This is a genomic window from Microbacterium sp. Se63.02b (genome assembly GCF_014171575.1).
Lineage (GTDB): Bacteria > Actinomycetota > Actinomycetes > Actinomycetales > Microbacteriaceae > Microbacterium.
Window position 1 is genome coordinate 1,808,516 of sequence record NZ_CP050453.1, and the last position, 16,467, is coordinate 1,824,982.

15 protein-coding genes, 1 other RNA gene and 2 pseudogenes are annotated in these 16,467 nt (G+C 66.5%); 14 read left to right on the forward strand and 4 right to left on the reverse strand.

What is annotated here, in order from left to right; genetic code table 11:
- Positions 1–61: 61 nt before the first annotated feature.
- From G4G29_RS08865 to dapF, 11 genes and pseudogenes are all read left to right on the forward strand, one after another.
- Positions 62–2,779, forward strand: coding sequence for a DNA translocase FtsK (locus tag G4G29_RS08865; RefSeq protein ID WP_183152532.1), 2,718 nt, complete (start codon positions 62–64; stop codon positions 2,777–2,779).
- Positions 2,779–3,357 carry a CDP-diacylglycerol--glycerol-3-phosphate 3-phosphatidyltransferase gene (gene pgsA / locus G4G29_RS08870; RefSeq protein ID WP_183152533.1) on the forward strand — a complete coding sequence of 193 codons (579 nt, stop codon included), beginning with the start codon at positions 2,779–2,781 and terminating at the stop codon, positions 3,355–3,357. The genes G4G29_RS08865 and pgsA overlap by 1 nt, the downstream gene beginning before the upstream one ends.
- A complete protein-coding gene (locus G4G29_RS08875) occupies positions 3,354–3,842 on the forward strand; it encodes a CinA family protein (RefSeq protein WP_183152534.1) in 489 nt (162 codons plus the stop codon). The genes pgsA and G4G29_RS08875 overlap by 4 nt, the downstream gene beginning before the upstream one ends.
- 141 nt (positions 3,843–3,983) lie before the next feature.
- Positions 3,984–4,292, forward strand: coding sequence for a helix-turn-helix transcriptional regulator (locus G4G29_RS08880; RefSeq protein WP_026049981.1), 309 nt, complete (start codon positions 3,984–3,986; stop codon positions 4,290–4,292).
- Positions 4,293–4,310: 18 nt separating this feature from the next.
- Entirely contained in the window at positions 4,311–4,535 is a 225-nt protein-coding gene (locus G4G29_RS08885) for a DUF3046 domain-containing protein (RefSeq protein WP_183152535.1), read from the forward strand.
- A gap of 271 nt (positions 4,536–4,806) precedes the next feature.
- Positions 4,807–5,856 (forward strand): recombinase RecA, encoded by a 1,050-nt coding sequence (recA, locus tag G4G29_RS08890; RefSeq protein WP_183152792.1) that lies wholly within the window; start codon positions 4,807–4,809, stop codon positions 5,854–5,856.
- A complete protein-coding gene (locus G4G29_RS08895) occupies positions 5,856–6,728 on the forward strand; it encodes a regulatory protein RecX (protein WP_183152536.1) in 873 nt (290 codons plus the stop codon). The genes recA and G4G29_RS08895 overlap by 1 nt, the downstream gene beginning before the upstream one ends.
- Before the next feature lie 46 nt (positions 6,729–6,774).
- The gene (miaB, locus tag G4G29_RS08900) at positions 6,775–8,322 is read left to right on the forward strand and encodes a tRNA (N6-isopentenyl adenosine(37)-C2)-methylthiotransferase MiaB (protein WP_183152793.1); all 1,548 of its coding nucleotides are present in this window, start codon (positions 6,775–6,777) and stop codon (positions 8,320–8,322) included.
- Positions 8,319–9,253: pseudogene (gene miaA / locus G4G29_RS08905) on the forward strand (tRNA (adenosine(37)-N6)-dimethylallyltransferase MiaA). The gene miaB and the pseudogene miaA overlap by 4 nt, the downstream one beginning before the upstream one ends.
- Positions 9,254–9,286: 33 nt before the next feature.
- A complete protein-coding gene (locus G4G29_RS08910) occupies positions 9,287–9,817 on the forward strand; it encodes a dihydrofolate reductase family protein (RefSeq protein WP_183152537.1) in 531 nt (176 codons plus the stop codon).
- 22 nt (positions 9,818–9,839) lie between these two features.
- Positions 9,840–10,711: pseudogene (dapF, locus tag G4G29_RS08915) on the forward strand (diaminopimelate epimerase).
- 41 nt (positions 10,712–10,752) lie between these two features.
- Here the strand turns inward: dapF and G4G29_RS08920 are convergent.
- Positions 10,753–11,400: a methyltransferase gene (locus G4G29_RS08920; protein WP_183152538.1), complete on the reverse strand. Its 648-nt coding sequence runs from the start codon at positions 11,398–11,400 to the stop codon at positions 10,753–10,755.
- A gap of 68 nt (positions 11,401–11,468) precedes the next feature.
- On the opposite strand from G4G29_RS08920, the gene hflX reads away from it, so the two are divergent.
- Positions 11,469–12,980 (forward strand): GTPase HflX, encoded by a 1,512-nt coding sequence (hflX, locus tag G4G29_RS08925; RefSeq protein ID WP_183152539.1) that lies wholly within the window; start codon positions 11,469–11,471, stop codon positions 12,978–12,980.
- 4 nt (positions 12,981–12,984) lie between these two features.
- On the opposite strand, the gene G4G29_RS08930 is transcribed toward hflX, so the two are convergent.
- Positions 12,985–13,650 carry an SIMPL domain-containing protein gene (locus G4G29_RS08930; protein ID WP_183152540.1) on the reverse strand — a complete coding sequence of 222 codons (666 nt, stop codon included), beginning with the start codon at positions 13,648–13,650 and terminating at the stop codon, positions 12,985–12,987.
- Positions 13,651–13,790: 140 nt separating this feature from the next.
- On the opposite strand from G4G29_RS08930, the gene ssrA reads away from it, so the two are divergent.
- Together ssrA and G4G29_RS08945 are read left to right on the forward strand one after the other, a co-directional pair.
- Positions 13,791–14,160: a transfer-messenger RNA gene (gene ssrA, locus G4G29_RS08935) on the forward strand.
- Between the two features lie 521 nt (positions 14,161–14,681).
- The gene (locus G4G29_RS08945; protein ID WP_183152542.1) at positions 14,682–15,134 is read left to right on the forward strand and encodes an acetyltransferase; all 453 of its coding nucleotides are present in this window, start codon (positions 14,682–14,684) and stop codon (positions 15,132–15,134) included.
- A 72-nt stretch (positions 15,135–15,206) separates the two neighbouring features.
- Here the strand turns inward: G4G29_RS08945 and G4G29_RS08950 are convergent, their stop codons facing one another.
- Complete coding sequence (locus G4G29_RS08950) at positions 15,207–15,803, reverse strand: hypothetical protein (protein ID WP_183152543.1); 597 nt, start codon at positions 15,801–15,803, stop codon at positions 15,207–15,209.
- 80 nt (positions 15,804–15,883) lie between these two features.
- Positions 15,884–16,453 (reverse strand): hypothetical protein, encoded by a 570-nt coding sequence (locus G4G29_RS08955; protein WP_183152544.1) that lies wholly within the window; start codon positions 16,451–16,453, stop codon positions 15,884–15,886.
- Positions 16,454–16,467 lie beyond the last annotated feature (14 nt).

The window sequence follows — 16,467 nt, forward strand, 5'->3', positions numbered from 1 at the left end:
GGATCCGCGGAAAGCCGCGTCATTGCGCGGGGATGTCGGGTGTTGGCCGTAACGTGAGAGCATGGCCAGGAGTACCACGAAGACAGAGCGCGCGTCGACCAGCGCACCGTCGCGCCCCAAGCGGCAGACGTCTCCCAAGGCCCAGCCCGCTCCGAAGAAGTACATCGACGAGCCCGACAAGCCCCCCGTCGCGGTCCGGGCGTGGATCGGACTGGCGCACGGCGTCGGAGGCCTCTTCCGTGCCTTCGGACCCGAGACCCTCGAGAAGGACGACCGCCGCGACGGTTTCCCCTTCCTGCTGGTACTGCTCGCCGCGCTCGGGGCCGTGAACGAGTGGTTCTTCATCGGCAATGAGGTCGCCGCGAACATCAGCGCCTACTCCGTCGGCCTCTTCGTCGGTCGCGTCGCCTTCATCATGCCGGTGCTTCTTCTGCTCCTGGCGGGGTGGCTGTTCCGCCATCCCTCCTCCGTGCACGACAACGGGCGCATCGGAATCGGCTTCGGTCTGTTCGTCCTCGCGCTGTCGGGCATCTTCCACGTCGCCGGCCCCCGTCCCCATCCGAACCAGGGCATGCCCGCCCTCAGCGAGGCCGGAGGTCTGCTGGGGTGGCTGGTCGGTCAGCCGTTGACGTATCTGACGGACATCCCCGCGTACATCATCCTGTCCCTCCTCGCAGCGCTCAGCATCCTGATCCTGACGAAGACTCCGCCGAACCGCATCGGCTCTCGACTCGGTGACCTGTACGCATGGATGTTCGACGCGGAGCGTCCCGCCAAGCCCTCGGCAGACGCAGCGGCGATCGACGACGCCGACAAGGTCGACGACCCCGACGTGCTGCCCTGGTGGCGCCGGAACAAGACCGGCCGCGAAGAGGATCCCGACGAGGGCACACTCGGCTCCGACGACATCACCGCGCTGCTCAGCACCTCCGAGCCGACGCCCGCCTACGACCAGGCGGTCGTGGTCGAGAATCCCTATGACGCCGCGACCGAGGTGCTGTCCGACGTCCGCTCGGTCGCCGACTCGCTCGCCGAGCAGCAGACCACCGCGCTCCTCGATGACGCCTCCGATACCGGTGAGGTGCCGGATCTCCCTGGCCTCGACGGGTTCGGCACCGAAGGTCCCGGCGACCGGGGCCCGCAGGCGCCGGTGGCTCCGTACATCCTTCCGTCTCCCGGGCTCCTGGTCGAAGGTCCGCCCCCAGTCCTGCGGTCCGAAGCCACAGACAAGGTGATCGAGCAGATCACCAGCGTGCTCACGCAGTTCAAGGTGGACGCGAAGGTGACCGGTTTCTCCCGCGGTCCGACGGTCACGCAGTACGAGGTCGAGGTCGGACACGGCGTCAAGGTCGAGAAGATCCTGCAGCTGAGCAACAACTTCGCCTACGCCGTGGCGTCGAACGACGTCCGCATCCTCTCGCCGATCCCCGGAAAGAGCGCGATCGGCATCGAGATCCCGAATGCCGACAAGGAGATGGTCGCCCTCGGCGACGTGCTCCGCTCGCCCGCCGCGCAGAAGAGCACCCACCCGATGACCATCGGCGTCGGCAAGGACGTCGGCGGCAACATCGTCATCGCGAACCTGGCGAAGATGCCCCACCTCCTCGTCGCGGGATCCACCGGTTCCGGTAAGTCCAGTTTCGTGAACTCGATGATCACGAGCCTGCTGATGCGGGCGCGGCCGGCCGATGTACGCATGGTCCTGATCGACCCGAAGCGGGTCGAGCTGACGAGCTACGCGGGCGTTCCGCATCTGATCACGCCCATCATCACGAACCCGAAGAAGGCCGCCGAGGCGCTGCAGTGGGTCGTGAAAGAGATGGACATGCGGTACGACGACCTCGCATCGTTCGGGTTCCGCCATATCGACGACTTCAATCGCGCGGTGCGTGCCGGCGAAGTCGAGGTCCCCGTCGGCAGTGAGCGGGTGCTCAAGCCGTACCCCTATCTCCTGGTCGTGGTCGATGAGCTCGCCGACCTCATGATGGTCGCCCCGCGCGATGTCGAGGACTCGATCGTCCGCATCACCCAGCTCGCGCGCGCGTCCGGGATCCACCTGGTCCTCGCGACGCAGCGACCCAGCGTCGACGTCGTCACCGGTCTCATCAAGGCCAACGTCCCGTCGCGACTCGCGTTCGCTGTCACCAGCGTCACCGACAGCCGCGTCATCCTCGACAGCCCGGGCGCCGACAAGCTCATCGGTCAGGGTGATGCGTTGTTCTCGCCGATGGGGTCCTCCAAGCCGTTCCGGTTGCAGGGCGCGTGGGTCGATGAGAAGGAGATCGACGCGGTCGTCAAGCACGTCACGCGTCAGGCTCGTCCCGACTATCGTCCCGACGTGCAGGAGGCCCTGGAGCCGACCAAGAAGAAGGAAGTCGACGAGGACATCGGAGACGACCTGGAGCTGCTGCTCGCGGCCGCTGAACTCATCGTCTCGTCGCAGTTCGGCTCGACGTCTATGCTTCAGCGCAAGCTGCGTGTCGGATTCGCGAAGGCGGGTCGGCTGATGGACCTCCTGGAGTCCCGCGAGATCGTTGGACCCTCCGAGGGGTCGAAGGCCCGAGACGTTCTCGCGACAGCGGAACAGCTGCCGCAGGTGATGGCGAAGCTGCGTGGCGAGGATGTCCCGGCGGCTCCGTCCGGTGCCGCATCGCCAGCAGCCCCTCCCGCCCCGCCGCTGCCTGCTGCGCACGATCCGATCGCTGCGCAGTACGAGGGGCTCCCCGAGGTGGAAGCCGAGGGCGATGAAGATGCCTGGGGCCTGACGGGACGCGACTGATGACCATTCCTCGGCAGCTGCCCAACGCCATCACGGTCGCGCGCATCCCGCTCGCAGTCATCTTCTTCGTGCTGCTGCTGCTCGGCGGAACGTATGGTGATCTCGCACCCGCACTGCGCTGGACCGCAGCGATCCTCTTCATCGTCGGGATATCCACCGACTGGGTCGACGGATACCTGGCGCGCAAGTACGACATCGTCAGCGACTTCGGCAAGCTCTGGGATCCGATAGCCGACAAGATGCTCACGGGTGCGGGGTTCATCGGTCTGGCCATCCTCGGCGAAGTCTCCTGGTGGATCGTCGCGATCATCCTGGTGCGCGAGTGGGGGATCACCGTCCATCGCCTGATGGTCGCCAGTGAGCATGTGGTGGCCGCCGCCTGGATGGGCAAGATCAAGACGGCCTTCCAGGGTGTCGCCCTCGGCTGGGCGCTGCTTCCACTCCACGTCCTGATGGGACTCGAGGCCTGGACGCTGGTCACGTTGGTCCTGATGATCATCGTGCTGGTGCTCACAGTGGCCAGCGGTGTCGATTACATCGTCGCGCAGGTGCGCGGATCCCGACAGAAGCGGGCATGAGCGCATCCGTCGCCGTCTCCGTGTTGTCGGCGTTGCGCGAGCGCGGATGGACCATGGGCGTCGCCGAGTCGCTCACCGGGGGTGCGTTGTGCGCCGAGATCGTCTCGGTCCCCGGCGCATCGTCTGTGCTGCTCGGCGGAGTCGTGGCATACGCGACGGAGGTCAAGGCCACAGTGCTCGGTGTCGAGGGTGAACTCCTGGCGACGTACGGACCGGTGCACCCCCAGGTGGCCGAGCAGATGGCCGGCGGCGTGCGTCGCGTCGTCCGAGTGGGGGGAAGGGTCGCCGACGTCGGCGTTTCCACCACCGGGATCGCGGGTCCCGATTCGCCTGACGGGCAGCCGGTGGGGACCGTGCACATCGGCGTCGTGACGCCGACCGCCTCGCGGACGAAGGCGTTCCTCTTCCACGGCGATCGTGAAGAGATACGCGCGAAGGCGGTAGAGGCTGCGCTCGTCGAGGTGCTCGAGACCCTTGCGGAATAGTGTCGGTGTCGCTGGGGTTATCTCAGGTGTGCTCACATTCAAACCACAGAGTGCAGGGGTAGATTCTGTGCATGCCAGGCGTACTAGACTGGCTGTCTCATCGGGGGAGACCTCGATCGATCACTTGGGGAGGAGGTTCCGATGATTCTTGTACGACAAGAAATCGGCGATGTGCTGAGGGACTTCCGCCTGCAGAAGGGGCGCACGCTCCGGCAGGTCGCAAGCAAGGCTTCGGTTGCGCTCGGCTACCTCAGTGAGGTCGAGCGAGGTCAGAAAGAGGCGTCGAGCGAGATCCTCGCGTCGGTTGCCGATGCGCTCGATGTGCCCATCTCCACGATCATGCGCGAGGTCGGCGACCGCATCTCCGTCCTCGAGGGCATCCAGGTGTTCCCTGACGTCGTTCCCGACGACCTCGTCGCTTCGGTCGAGCCGCAGCTTTCACTGCACTGACCTCCCACAGGGGAACCGATGCGTCGTAGCGAGTTCCTTCGCGCCGTGGATACCGAGTTCCAGGCGCGAGCCACTTCGCTCGTGAACGACCTCGGGCTGACGGCTCTCCGAGGCCGGACCGCAGTGGAGGCTCTCGCTGACGGAACCCCACCCCGGGAGATCTGGCTCGCTCTCTGCGCCGAGATGGATGTCCCCGCGGACCGCCGCTACGGCGTAGGCCGTCAGGAGCCGCGCAAGCGCTGAGTCCGACTCGCCCTGTGTCCGCAACATACGGGACATGGTGTGCCAATTCCGGCGTGTCGTCGAAGATGTGTTCGAAACGAGCGTAGTCTTCTGCACAAGTGGTTCAGAGAAGCCGATCTGCACATCCGGTGGGATCGCCGAGTCGTTGTCGGTGGCCCCTCCTACGGTGGAGAACAAGCCGAAGAGCCATACGCCTTGTCGGAGAGTTTCTCCCAGCCGGGAGCGCCGCGACAGCCTACAGGCGGCACCACGCGCGCAGAAGGAGCACATCATGCCATCACCCGCCGACCGCGAGAAGTCCCTCGAGACCGCCCTCGCCCAGATCGACCGCCAGTTCGGAAAGGGCTCGGTCATGCGGCTGGGCAGCGATGAGCGCGCCCCCGTGGCCGTCATCCCCACCGGCTCCATCGCCCTCGATGTCGCCCTCGGCGTCGGAGGGCTCCCGCGTGGCCGAATCGTCGAGATCTACGGGCCTGAGTCCTCAGGTAAGACGACCCTGACCCTGCATGCGATCGCGAATGCGCAGCGCGCCGGTGGCATCGCAGCCTTCATCGATGCCGAGCACGCGCTCGACCCCGACTACGCGGCGAAGCTCGGCGTCGACATCGACGCACTTCTCGTGTCGCAGCCCGACACAGGTGAGCAGGCCCTCGAGATCGCCGACATGCTCGTCCGGTCCGGTGCGATCGACCTCATCGTGATCGACTCCGTCGCGGCGCTCGTGCCGCGAGCCGAGATCGAGGGCGAGATGGGTGACTCGCACGTCGGTCTGCAGGCCCGACTCATGTCGCAGGCACTGCGAAAGCTGACCGGTGGTCTGAACCAGACCAACACCACGATGATCTTCATCAACCAGCTCCGCGAGAAGATCGGCGTGTTCTTCGGCTCGCCCGAAACCACCGCGGGTGGCAAGGCGCTCAAGTTCTACGCTTCCGTCCGCATGGACATCCGTCGTATCGAGACGCTCAAGGATGGAACCGACGCCGTCGGAAACCGCACCAGGGTGAAGGTCGTCAAGAACAAGATGGCTCCGCCTTTCAAGCAGGCCGAGTTCGACATCCTCTACGGGGTCGGAATCTCGCGCGAGGGCAGCCTGATCGACTTCGGTGTCGAACACGCCATCGTGAAGAAGTCGGGCTCGTGGTACACCTACGACGGCGATCAGCTGGGTCAGGGCAAGGAGAACGCACGCACGTTCCTGCTCAACAACCCAGACATCGCACTGGCTATCGAAACGCAGATCAAGCAGAAGCTCGGCATCGGTGCCCAGGTCGCGGCGCCCGCGGCCGCCGACGAGCTCGCAGAGCGTCGTCCGGCCTGATGAACGACGCTCGTGGGGGCGATCCCGAGCGGATCGCCCCCATCATCCCGCTCTTCGGCGGCGGTCAGGGGAAGACGGCGCACAAGCCCGAGCGCCCTCACGCCGATGAAGAGCCTGCTGTGGACGTCACGCGGCCTCAGGTCGGTGACGCCGGGCTCTGGCGTTCGACGTGGGACTCCCCGTCCATCGGAGGGCCGCGATCCGGTGCGCTCGATGGGGGCAGCCCCAGCGACCGTCATCCTGCGCGCGGAGCGTCCCGCAGGCCCGGATCCGATTCGCCGCACACGACGGCGACCGAGGCTCCCCGTCTTCGGGCGCTGAGCGGACAAAATTCGGCGCCTGCCGATGGGGGTGCGGAGTCTGTCGACGAGGCCCGCGTCGCGGCGGAGGAGTCTCTCGTGCGCAAGTTGCGCGCCCGTTCGCTGTCCGTCTCCGAGGCCCGGCAGGTGTTGCGCGGTTTCGAACTCGAATCGGGAATCGTCGACGACGTCATCGACGATTTCTGTCGTCGAGGCTACCTCGACGACGAGGCCCTCGCCGGTGTCCTGGTGGTGTCGGGGGTGGAACGGAAGGGGCAGGGGAGAGTGGCCCTTTCCCGCGCGCTCGCCCAACGTGGCATCCCTCGGGATGTGATCGACGGGGCGCTCGACGAGCTGCCGGACGACGACGACGAGCGAGCGCTCGATTTCGCCCGTGGAAAAGCGCGCTCGCTGAGCCGACTCGACCACGACACCGCGCTTCGGCGTCTGGTGGGGCAGTTGTCGCGGCGCGGGTACAACGGTTCTGTGGCGATGAAGGCGGCGAAGGCGGCGCTGCGGGAGGCGACGTTCGGTGGGTCGACCTCCGGCGTCCGGTTCGTCGATTCCGACTGAGAACGTCGCAGCTGTGCTCGGAAGCGGCTCGTACAATGGTTCAATCATGACTATTCCGCGCAGCGAACCGACGATCATCAGCGCCTCGTCGGCGGCCGTCGACGTCGACGGGCGACAGCGATCGTATGAAGTGCGCACCTTCGGGTGCCAGATGAACGTGCACGACTCCGAGCGACTCTCCGGGTCGCTGGAGAGCGCCGGCTACGTGCGAGCCCTCGACGGCACCGAAGCCGACGTGGTGATCATCAACACCTGTGCGGTGCGTGACAACGCGGCGGGCAAGCTCTACGGCACGCTCGGGCACCTCGCTTCCGTGAAGCGCCGCAAGGAGGGCATGCAGATCGCCGTCGGCGGCTGTCTCGCTCAGATGGACAAGCAGGCCGTGCTCGACAAGGCTCCGTGGGTCGATGTCGTCTTCGGCACGCACAACATGGGCTCACTTCCTGGTCTGTTGGAGCGCGCGCGGCACAACGGCGACGCGGAGCTCGAGATCCTCGAGTCGCTCGAGGTGTTCCCTTCGACGCTGCCGACGAAGCGCGACTCCGCCCACAGCGGATGGGTGTCGATCTCCGTCGGGTGCAACAACACCTGCACGTTCTGCATCGTGCCGAGCCTGCGCGGCAAGGAGAAGGACCGTCGTCCCGGTGACATCCTGAACGAGATCCGCCTGCTCGTGGACGATGGTGCGATCGAGGTCACGCTCCTCGGACAGAACGTGAACTCCTACGGGGTCGAGTTCGGGGACCGTCAGGCCTTCGGTAAACTGTTGCGTGCGGCCGGCGAGATCGACGGGCTGGAGCGCATCCGCTTCACCAGCCCGCACCCGGCAGCCTTCACCGACGATGTGATCGACGCCATGGCCGAGACGCCGAGCGTGATGCCGCAGCTGCACATGCCGTTGCAGTCAGGCAGCGACCGCATCCTCAAGGCGATGCGACGCTCCTACCGCAGCGAGCGGTTCCTCGGCATCCTGGATCGGGTTCGCGCCCGCATCCCGAATGCCGCGATCACCACCGACATCATCGTCGGGTTCCCCGGCGAGACGGAGGAGGACTTCGAGGACACGATGCGGGTCGTCGAGCAGGCTCGCTTCTCTGCTGCCTTCACGTTCCAGTACTCCATCCGCGAGGGGACACCCGCCGCGACGATGGAAGACCAGGTGCCGAAAGAGGTCGTCCAGGAGCGCTACAACCGCCTGATCGCCCTGCAGGAGCGGATCTCCCTGGAGGAGAACCAGAAGCAGGTCGGCCGCGAGATCGAGGTGCTCGTCTCGACCGGCGAGGGCAAGAAGGACGCCGAGACCCACCGGCTGACGGGCCGCGCCGAAGACAATCGCCTCGTGCACTTCCAGGTGCCAACGGGGTCCGATCTCCCGCGGCCCGGCGACGTCGTCACGGTGACCGTCACGCACGGCGCACCGTTCCACCTTCTTGCCGACGACCCCACCGGGGCTCCGTTGCGGATTCGTCGCACGCGCGGGGGAGACGCCTGGGATCGTTCGCAGGCGGAGTCCTGTGCCGTACCGACCCCCGCCGCCGACGGCGGTCCACGTGCGGTGTCTCTCGGGCTTCCGACCCTCCGCGTCGGCGTGTGACCGAACCTCGCCTCTGGGCGATCGTCGGGGCGACGGGCACGGGAAGAGCGACCTCGCGCTCGACCTCGCCGAGGCGCTGCGTGCGCGGGGCAACCCGGCCGAGATCGTGAACGCCGACGCGATGCAGCTGTATCGCGGCATGGACATCGGCACGGCCAAGCTGCCCGTCGCCGAGCGTCGCGACATACCGCACCACCTGTTCGACGTCCGCGAGGTCCACGAAGACGCGGCGGTCGCCTGGTACCAACCAGCGGCGCGGGCCGCTATCCAGAGGATCCACGACAACGGCGGAGACGCCATCCTCGTCGGCGGCTCCGGTCTCTACGTCTCGAGCGTCGTGTACGAGTTCCACTTCCCGCCCAGAGACGCCGAGATCCGGGCCCGGCTCGAGCAGGAGATCGAGACCGAGGGGCTGGCCGGCCTGCTGGAGCGTCTGCACAGGCTGGACCCCGAGGCCGCCGCGAAGGTGGACCCGCGCAACAGCCGACGGGTCATCCGCGCCCTGGAGATCCTCGAGCAGGGGAGCAACACCCATGGCGCAGCACTGCCCGCGCAGCCGGTGCCGTGGCATCCGCATACCCGAATCGTGGGGCTGCATGTCGACCGGGCCGCTCTCGTGACCAGACTCGACGCCCGTGTCGAGCAGATGTGGGAGGCGGGTCTCGTCGACGAGGTCGCAGACCTCCGCGCGCACGGTCTCGAAAAGGGCACCACGGCTCCTCGGGCCATCGGGTACGCGCAGGCACTGGGACAGCTCGATGGCGCGCTCACGACGGCCGAGGCCATCGCTCAGACGCAGGCGCTGACCCGTCGCTACGCCCGACGGCAGGTGTCGTGGTTCAAGAGGTATCCGGAGCTGGAGTGGTGGGACGCGCCAGGGAACGCGGAAGCGCTTCTGGATTCCCCACCTGTGGCCCCGGGCGACGTCTGACCTGGTGTCGGCGGCTGGTGCCATGGTGGACACATGAGCACTCATTTCTTCACGGCCTCCAGCCTCGACGGTTTCATCGCGACCGACGAGCACTCCCTCGACTGGCTGCTCACACAAGACGTCGATCCCGACGGGCCCATGGGCTACAACGCGTTCGAGAAGAACATCGGCGCGCTGGCGATGGGGGCGTCGACGTACGAATGGGTGATGCGGCACGAAGAGGGACGATGGGGATACAGCCAGCCCACCTGGGTTTTCACTCACCGTGACCTCGAGCTTCCTCAGGGCTCCGATGTGCGTCTGACGCAGGACGCCGTGCACGCGGTGCATGCCGAGATGCTCGAGGCCGCCGGAGACCGGGACATCTGGATCGTGGGAGGGGGAGATCTCGCCGGACAGTTCGCCGACGCCGGACTTCTGGATGAAGTCTGGGTGCAGTATGCGCCGGTCACATTGGGATCCGGGGCGCCGCTGCTGCCGCGGCGGCTCGATCTGGAGCTGCTCGAGGTGGCACGGAACCGCAACTTCCTGTGCGGCCGCTACGCCGTCGTCTCTCACCCCTAGTCGCGCTCTCTAGACTGGACGCATGGTCGCATTCACCAAGGGTCACGGCACGGGCAACGACTTCATCATCATCGCCGACCCTGACGGAGTGTCCGATCTCTCTGTGGAGCAGGTCGCGGTGCTCTGCGATCGCCACTTCGGGATCGGCGCAGACGGCATCCTCCGCGTGGTGCGCTCTTCGGCGATCGCCGACGGTGCCGCCGCGTTGGCGGAAGAGCCCGCGGCCGAGTGGTTCATGGATTACCGGAACGCCGATGGCTCGATCGCGGAGATGTGCGGTAACGGGATCCGTGTCTTCGCGCACTACCTGGTGCGCGCAGGGCTCGCGACCATCGAGCCGGGGTCGACGCTCCCCATCGGCACTCGGGCAGGCGTGCGCGACGTGACGCGGAGCGCGACCGGCTACCAGGTCGATCTCGGACGGTGGAAGCTCTCCGGCGATGACCCGCTCGTGCGGGTCGACGGACTCTCGGTCACGCGCCCTGGCCTGGGGATCGACGTGGGCAACCCGCACGTCGTGGTGGCGCTCGCGTCCGAATTCGAGCTCGCGTCGCTGGAGCTGCACCGTGCGCCGGAACTCGACCCTTCGCTGCCGGCGGGCGCCAACGTCGAGTTCGTCGTGCCCGGTGAGCCCCTGGTGCGCGACGCCGTCGGGCATGTGCGCATGCGTGTCTTCGAGCGGGAGTGGGCGAGACGCTCAGCTGCGGCACCGGCGTTGCTGCGACGGCCCTCGCCGTCCGCTACTGGGCGGGCGAAAGCGCCCCTAACAACTGGCAGGTCGAGGTGCCGGGCGGAACCCTCGGAGTGCGCATGTTCCCCGCCGAAGACGGTGAGCACGTCGCGCTGTCCGGGCCGGCCCAACTCGTCTTCAGCGGTGAGATCGACCTGCTCTGAGGCGGCGAGCTCCGTGGGCGAGGCCGGTGTATCGGCCGCGTTCAGAGACCTGAGAGAGCGATCGGCTCCGTGGGCGGTGTCCCGTGCTTTCGGACCTTGAGGATCCGGTAGCCCTTGCCTGTCGCCGTGCGGAAGACGCTGTATCCGGGCTGGAACGTGGATCCGATCCAGCGTTGCAGCGAATCGGCGCCGAGGTTCCGCTGCACGACCAGCCAGGCGTCACTGCGCTCATCGAGTCGGGGGATCCACCTCTCCAAGAGTCCGTGCAGCTCGTTCTTGCCGACGCGGATGGGCGGGTTGGAGCGGATCGTGCGGAACGAGATGTGTTCGGGAACATCGTCGGGAAGTGACGCGTTGATATTGGTGAGCCCGAGAGCCGCCGCGTTGCGACGGACGAGATCGAGGGCTCGCTCGTTCACATCGACGGCCCATACCGTCGCATGTGGTGCAGCGAGGGCCATCGAGAGACTGACCGGTCCCCAGCCGCTGCCGAGGTCGAGAAGATCGCCGCCCGGGGGCACCGGGGGCATGTTGGTGAGGAGCACTGCAGTGCCGGCGTCCAGACGATCCGGGCTGAAGACGCCACCAGCGGTGGTGACTTCGAGCTCACGACCCGCGAGCGTGACGCGGATCCTACGCAGATTCTCGGGGCTTGCCGGGGCCGCAGTGAAGTAGTGATCGGACCCCATACGGCGAGCGTACCGGACTGCGCGGGCTAAGGTTAAGGCTCGCTATGAAACCCAGAGACAAGGAACGGATGACGGAGACCACAACCCCCTCCACCGACGACCACACGGTCGATCGCGTGCTCGCCAACGCAGAGAAGCGTTCAGACGTCCACGTGTTCGGCGCAGCCCAGGCGCTGCAAGACGAATCCACCGCTTCCCACGGCGACACGGACGGTGTGCAGTGGGATCTCGAGGACCGCCACGCTCTTCGCCGTGTGGGCGGACTCTCGACGGAACTCGAAGACGTCACAGAGGTCGAGTACCGGCAGCTGCGTCTCGAGAACGTCGTCCTCGTGGGTGTGTATCCCCAGGGCGCTCAGGAAGACGCGGAGAACTCCCTGCGTGAACTCGCCGCACTGGCGGAGACTGCGGGAGCTGTTGTGCTTGACGGCGTTCTTCAGCGCCGGCCGCATCCCGATGCCGCGACGTATCTCGGCCGCGGAAAGGCGCAGGAACTCAAGGACATCGTTGCCGCGGTGGGCGCCGATACCGTCATCGCCGACACCGAACTCGCCCCCAGTCAGCGTCGCGCGCTCGAAGACGTCGTCAAGGTCAAGGTCATCGACCGCACCACCGTGATCCTCGATATCTTCAGCCAGCACGCGAAGAGCCGCGAGGGCAAGGCTCAGGTCGAACTCGCCCAGCTCGAGTATCTGCTGCCACGACTGCGCGGCTGGGGTGACTCGATGAGCCGCCAGGCCGGTGGCCAGGTCGGCGCTGGTGGTGCGGGTATGGGATCGCGCGGTCCCGGTGAGACCAAGATCGAACTCGACCGTCGGCGGATCCGCACGAAGATGGCGCTGCTCCGGCGACAGATCCGCGAATTCGGTCCGGCACGCGAGGCGAAACGTGCAGAGCGCAAGCGCAACACGATCCCTTCCGTGGCGATCGCGGGATACACGAACGCCGGCAAGTCGAGTCTTCTCAACGCCCTCACCAGCGCCGGCGTCCTGGTCGAGAACGCGCTGTTCGCGACGCTGGATGCGACCGTGCGGCGTTCCGAGACCGAGGACGGCCGCGTCTACACGCTGACCGACACCGTGGGCTTCGTGCGCAACCTCCCTCACCAGCTCGTCGAAGCGTTCCGCTCGACGTTGGAAGAGGTCGGTGAGGCCGATGTCGTCCTCCATGTGGTGGATGGATCACACCCCGACCCGGCGGGCCAGCTGCAGACGGTCCGTGATGTCCTCGGCGACGTCGGCGTGCGTGACCTCCCGGAGATCGTGGTCTTCAACAAGGCCGATCTGATCGACGACGACGAGCGGTTGGTTCTGCGTGGCCTTCAGCCGCACGCCCACTTCGTGTCATCCCGATCGGGCGAGGGCATCGCCGAACTCCGCGCCGTCATCGAGGAGGCGCTTCCTAAACCCGCCGTCGAGGTGCACGCGGTGATCCCGTACGACCGAGGCGACCTTGTCGCCGCGATCCACGAGACGGGAATGCTGCTCTCCGTAGATCACCGGGAAGCGGGCACCGCTGTGCACGCACGCGTGTCCGAGCGTCTTGCTGCCGAGCTGGCGCCGTTCGTGACGCCGGCCTGACCCCTCAACGCGCGAGGAAGCGTGCCTCGACTGTCGCGGAGAGGACGATCTCCTGTGGCTCGTACTCCATCGCCGGAGCGGCATCGGCCGCGAATGCGACTCCGCCACGAGCCTTCATCAGAGGCGCCCCCTGCGGCGGCTGACCCGTCGAGATCAACCCGACATCGGCGATCTCGACGGGAACGATGTCTTTCAGTCCGATAGCGCCGGCATACGCCCTCGCACGAATGGCAGCAACGCGGACAGCCTCGGCCGCGACCTCCTGCTCGACGCGCGTACGAGTGGCCGCAGTGAGGTGCCAGTCGACCCAGCCCACCTCGACTCCGTCCGATGCGGAGACATCCGTCACCCAGAGCGAGAGTTCGGACGCCTCCGCGAAAGTCGCCGTGAAGTCGACACTCGCGTGATAGACCGGCGCGAGGCGTTTGCCCTCGCTGTTCCACGGCCGTTCCGCCCGCACGCCGAGTTGCGTGCTGCTCCATTCGATGACCACGCCGCCTGCCGCACGCTCGGCGATGCTGCTGCGGATCGGTTCGGCGAGCTGCATCACACTCGAGACGACGTCCTGGCGCTCGGCGCCTTCGGTCCGCAGGCTCACGCGGACGGTGGCGCGTTCGGGGGCGACGCGAGCTTCGTGTTCTCCTCGGACGGTGATGGTGACTTCGCTCATGGGGCGACTCTACGCTCGCCGGAGGGCTCGCGCGGAATGGCGCGGCGGCGTCGAACGTTGTAGTCTGTGATGCTCGGGTGTTTCTCGCTCGAGCTGGTAATTCCACAGTGTGACAGCGGCTCCTTCGAGAGAAGGACCACGGGGCTGATCGGTTTCGACAGCGCCTGTGAATCCACGAGAAGCGGGCCGAGGATGCAGAGTTATCTCGTAAACGCTCTCTGCAAAAAAATAGTTGCCGAAACCAAGCGCAACGACTTCGCCCTCGCTGCATAAGCGAGCCCGATAGTCCGTCAGGCCGTATGTGATTCCGATACGGATCCTGGCGTCATCTAGGAATCTTGCTGCGTGACGGCGTCTGGACGTCACGTGGGACTCTTCCCAGGCTGGGCTTGTCGACTTAGGTGTCTGTGACAAAGGTCGGAGCCGAGCAGAACGTCTTCACAGACTGCGCCCGGAGAAGGCGTGGAGACTCAGCGTTGGACGGGGGTTCGATTCCCCCCAGCTCCACCCAGCCGTTGTCACTCAACAAGAGGCCCACCTCCCTAGTGCTCACTGGGGAGGTGGGCCTTTCTTGCGTTGTGGATGACTCATCTGGCGGGGTTGACCTCGCCACACCGTCGACCTTGACCGCAGCCCGATTCACGTGCACGTGCCGGCGCAGCAGGTCTGTGACGGGACGGCGCGCCTTGGACGAGGGCTTCTTCGGAGGTCTCGTGCCTGCCGAGGGAGAGGTTCAGGGAATGACCGCGGGAGCGACCATGGTGCGGACCGCCCCAGGTACTCCCGTTTCGACACCCACCCCGAGGTCATACACCACAGAGAGATTCTTCACCGCGTCGGCCGTCGAGAAGAGCAATCCGGAGTTCGCCTGCGAAGGCCACGTGATCGGAAGAACGGTGGGGCTGCCGGCGGGATGCTCAGCCAGCGGAGTTGTGATCGCGACGGCGATCAGCGGTGCGGACCATGTGGACGACTCGTGAACGATGCCAGACTGAACGGATGAGCACACTGCATGCCGGAGGGAGAACATCATGACTGCTGTGAGTATCCGGCCCTCCATCGGACCTGCGGACTATCCGGCACTCGTTGCGATCTGGCGCCGCGCCGTGGATGCGACACACCGCTTCCTCACGGATGCTCACCGCGACGAGATCGAAAGCCACCTGCAGTCCGACTACTTCCTTGCGGTCACCATCTCGGTCGCAGATCTCGACGCCCGACCGGTGGGATTCTCCGGAGTTCTGGACGGAAATCTGGAGATGCTCTTCGTGGACGCCGCACAGCGCGGCAGCGGCATCGGCACCGCCCTTCTGCACCATGCGATCGCGGAGCACGGTGTCACCAAGGTGGATGTGAACGAGCAGAACGATTCAGCGGTCGGCTTCTACCTCCACCGCGGATTCGAAGTCGTCAGCCGCAGCGAGACCGACGAAGCCGGCCGGCCCTATCCGCTGCTCCACATGAAGCTCGGCGAGCGTTTCTGACCCCAGCCCACCCCTCGCCCCTCTGTGGCGGGTTTGCGCACGGGCATCGTCCTGTCCGCTGACCCGAAGGGCTCAGACGTCCTGGACGTAGGGCGTGGCGAGCACCGCGTCGGCGAACCCCGGTGCGGAGAACCGGATCGTGATGATGCCGTCCCAGAAGGCGCTGCCGCCGTTCGGGGTCTCCGCCCCGAACATGAAGGCGCTGGTCGTGTCGCCGTCATAACTCGATACCGTGGGCACCGCCGCGGTGCCCGCGGCGACGATGGTGCCGAACACGAACGTGCGGTGAAGCTGATCGTCTGGTGCTCCCTGCCGAAGCGTCCATCCGATGATGCCCGCGTCTCCGCCGGGGATGTTGCCTTTGTAGAGGTACAGACCTTCGGCGCCCGCGTTCGCGCCCGTGCCCTGCCAGGTGATGGTCGCCGTCACGTCCACGGGGGAGGAAGGGACGGGAGACAGCGAGAGCTGCCCGCTCAACGCGAATTCGGAGCTCCACTGCGGACCGGTGAAGGTCAGCACGACACCGCTGGCGTCGAGAGCACCTCCGCTGGCGGCGTGGGCCGGAGCAGCCACCGCGAGGGCGATCACCGGAACGGACCAGACGGCTGCGCCGATGAGGGTGCGGCGAGAGATCGGAGAACGCTCGGCGAGCGCACGGTCTTCAGACAATGGGGATCCTTCAGTGGACGGGGCGCCAGCGTGGGCCTCGGGGCGAACAGAGAGTAGCAGAGCGGGGGTCTCGAGTGCCGTCAGCCTGCCCACTCGACGAGGATCAGCCCCTGTCGCGTGTCAGCGAACTTCACCCAACCGTCGCCGAACAGATACGTCATCCCGTACCCGTCGTCGTCGAGGCCCATCGCGTATTGCGGGTCTTCGGTGAAGTACACCCCATCCGTGCCGTCCTCACGCTTCCAGCCCTCGGCGAGAAGGCCCGCTTGAGCGTCCGCGGCATCCTCCGCGCTCAGCGCCGACCACCCATAGAGCTGACCATGGTCGGAGGCGACGCTGTAGTCGGCCCAGAAGCACAACATGCCATCGGTGAGTTCGACGCCGCCGACGACGAACTCCTTGGGCTGCGATGTCCACCCCTCGTCGGTGAGGGCGGCGACCGTTCCCTCGGAGATCATGGATTCGCAGGTGAGTTCCGCTGCGGGCGTCTCGGGGGCGCTCGACACCACAGGATCGGGTGTCGGCGCGGGCGTGCGGACTATCGCGTCGGGCGTCGAGGTGGCGGATGGATCCGCGGGCGCCCCGCACCCTGTGAGCGCGACGATGATCAGCAGGACGCCCGCAGCGGCGGATGTGATGCGGGAGATCATCGCGGGCCTCGTGG

Bases quoted from the DNA above. Each gene is read 5' to 3' on its own strand.
- G4G29_RS08955 (WP_183152544.1), bottom strand. From the start codon at position 16,453: ATGATCTCCCGCATCACATCCGCCGCTGCGGGCGTCCTGCTGATCATC.
- G4G29_RS08895 (WP_183152536.1), top strand. From the start codon at position 5,856: ATGAACGACGCTCGTGGGGGCGATCCCGAGCGGATCGCCCCCATCATC.
- recA (WP_183152792.1), top strand. From the start codon at position 4,807: ATGCCATCACCCGCCGACCGCGAGAAGTCCCTCGAGACCGCCCTCGCC.
- hflX (WP_183152539.1), top strand. From the start codon at position 11,469: ATGACGGAGACCACAACCCCCTCCACCGACGACCACACGGTCGATCGC.
- G4G29_RS08865 (WP_183152532.1), top strand. From the start codon at position 62: ATGGCCAGGAGTACCACGAAGACAGAGCGCGCGTCGACCAGCGCACCG.
- G4G29_RS08885 (WP_183152535.1), top strand. From the start codon at position 4,311: ATGCGTCGTAGCGAGTTCCTTCGCGCCGTGGATACCGAGTTCCAGGCG.
- miaB (WP_183152793.1), top strand. From the start codon at position 6,775: ATGACTATTCCGCGCAGCGAACCGACGATCATCAGCGCCTCGTCGGCG.
- G4G29_RS08880 (WP_026049981.1), top strand. From the start codon at position 3,984: ATGATTCTTGTACGACAAGAAATCGGCGATGTGCTGAGGGACTTCCGC.
- G4G29_RS08930 (WP_183152540.1), bottom strand. From the start codon at position 13,650: ATGAGCGAAGTCACCATCACCGTCCGAGGAGAACACGAAGCTCGCGTC.
- G4G29_RS08910 (WP_183152537.1), top strand. From the start codon at position 9,287: ATGAGCACTCATTTCTTCACGGCCTCCAGCCTCGACGGTTTCATCGCG.
- pgsA (WP_183152533.1), top strand. From the start codon at position 2,779: ATGACCATTCCTCGGCAGCTGCCCAACGCCATCACGGTCGCGCGCATC.
- G4G29_RS08945 (WP_183152542.1), top strand. From the start codon at position 14,682: ATGACTGCTGTGAGTATCCGGCCCTCCATCGGACCTGCGGACTATCCG.
- G4G29_RS08920 (WP_183152538.1), bottom strand. From the start codon at position 11,400: ATGGGGTCCGATCACTACTTCACTGCGGCCCCGGCAAGCCCCGAGAAT.
- G4G29_RS08875 (WP_183152534.1), top strand. From the start codon at position 3,354: ATGAGCGCATCCGTCGCCGTCTCCGTGTTGTCGGCGTTGCGCGAGCGC.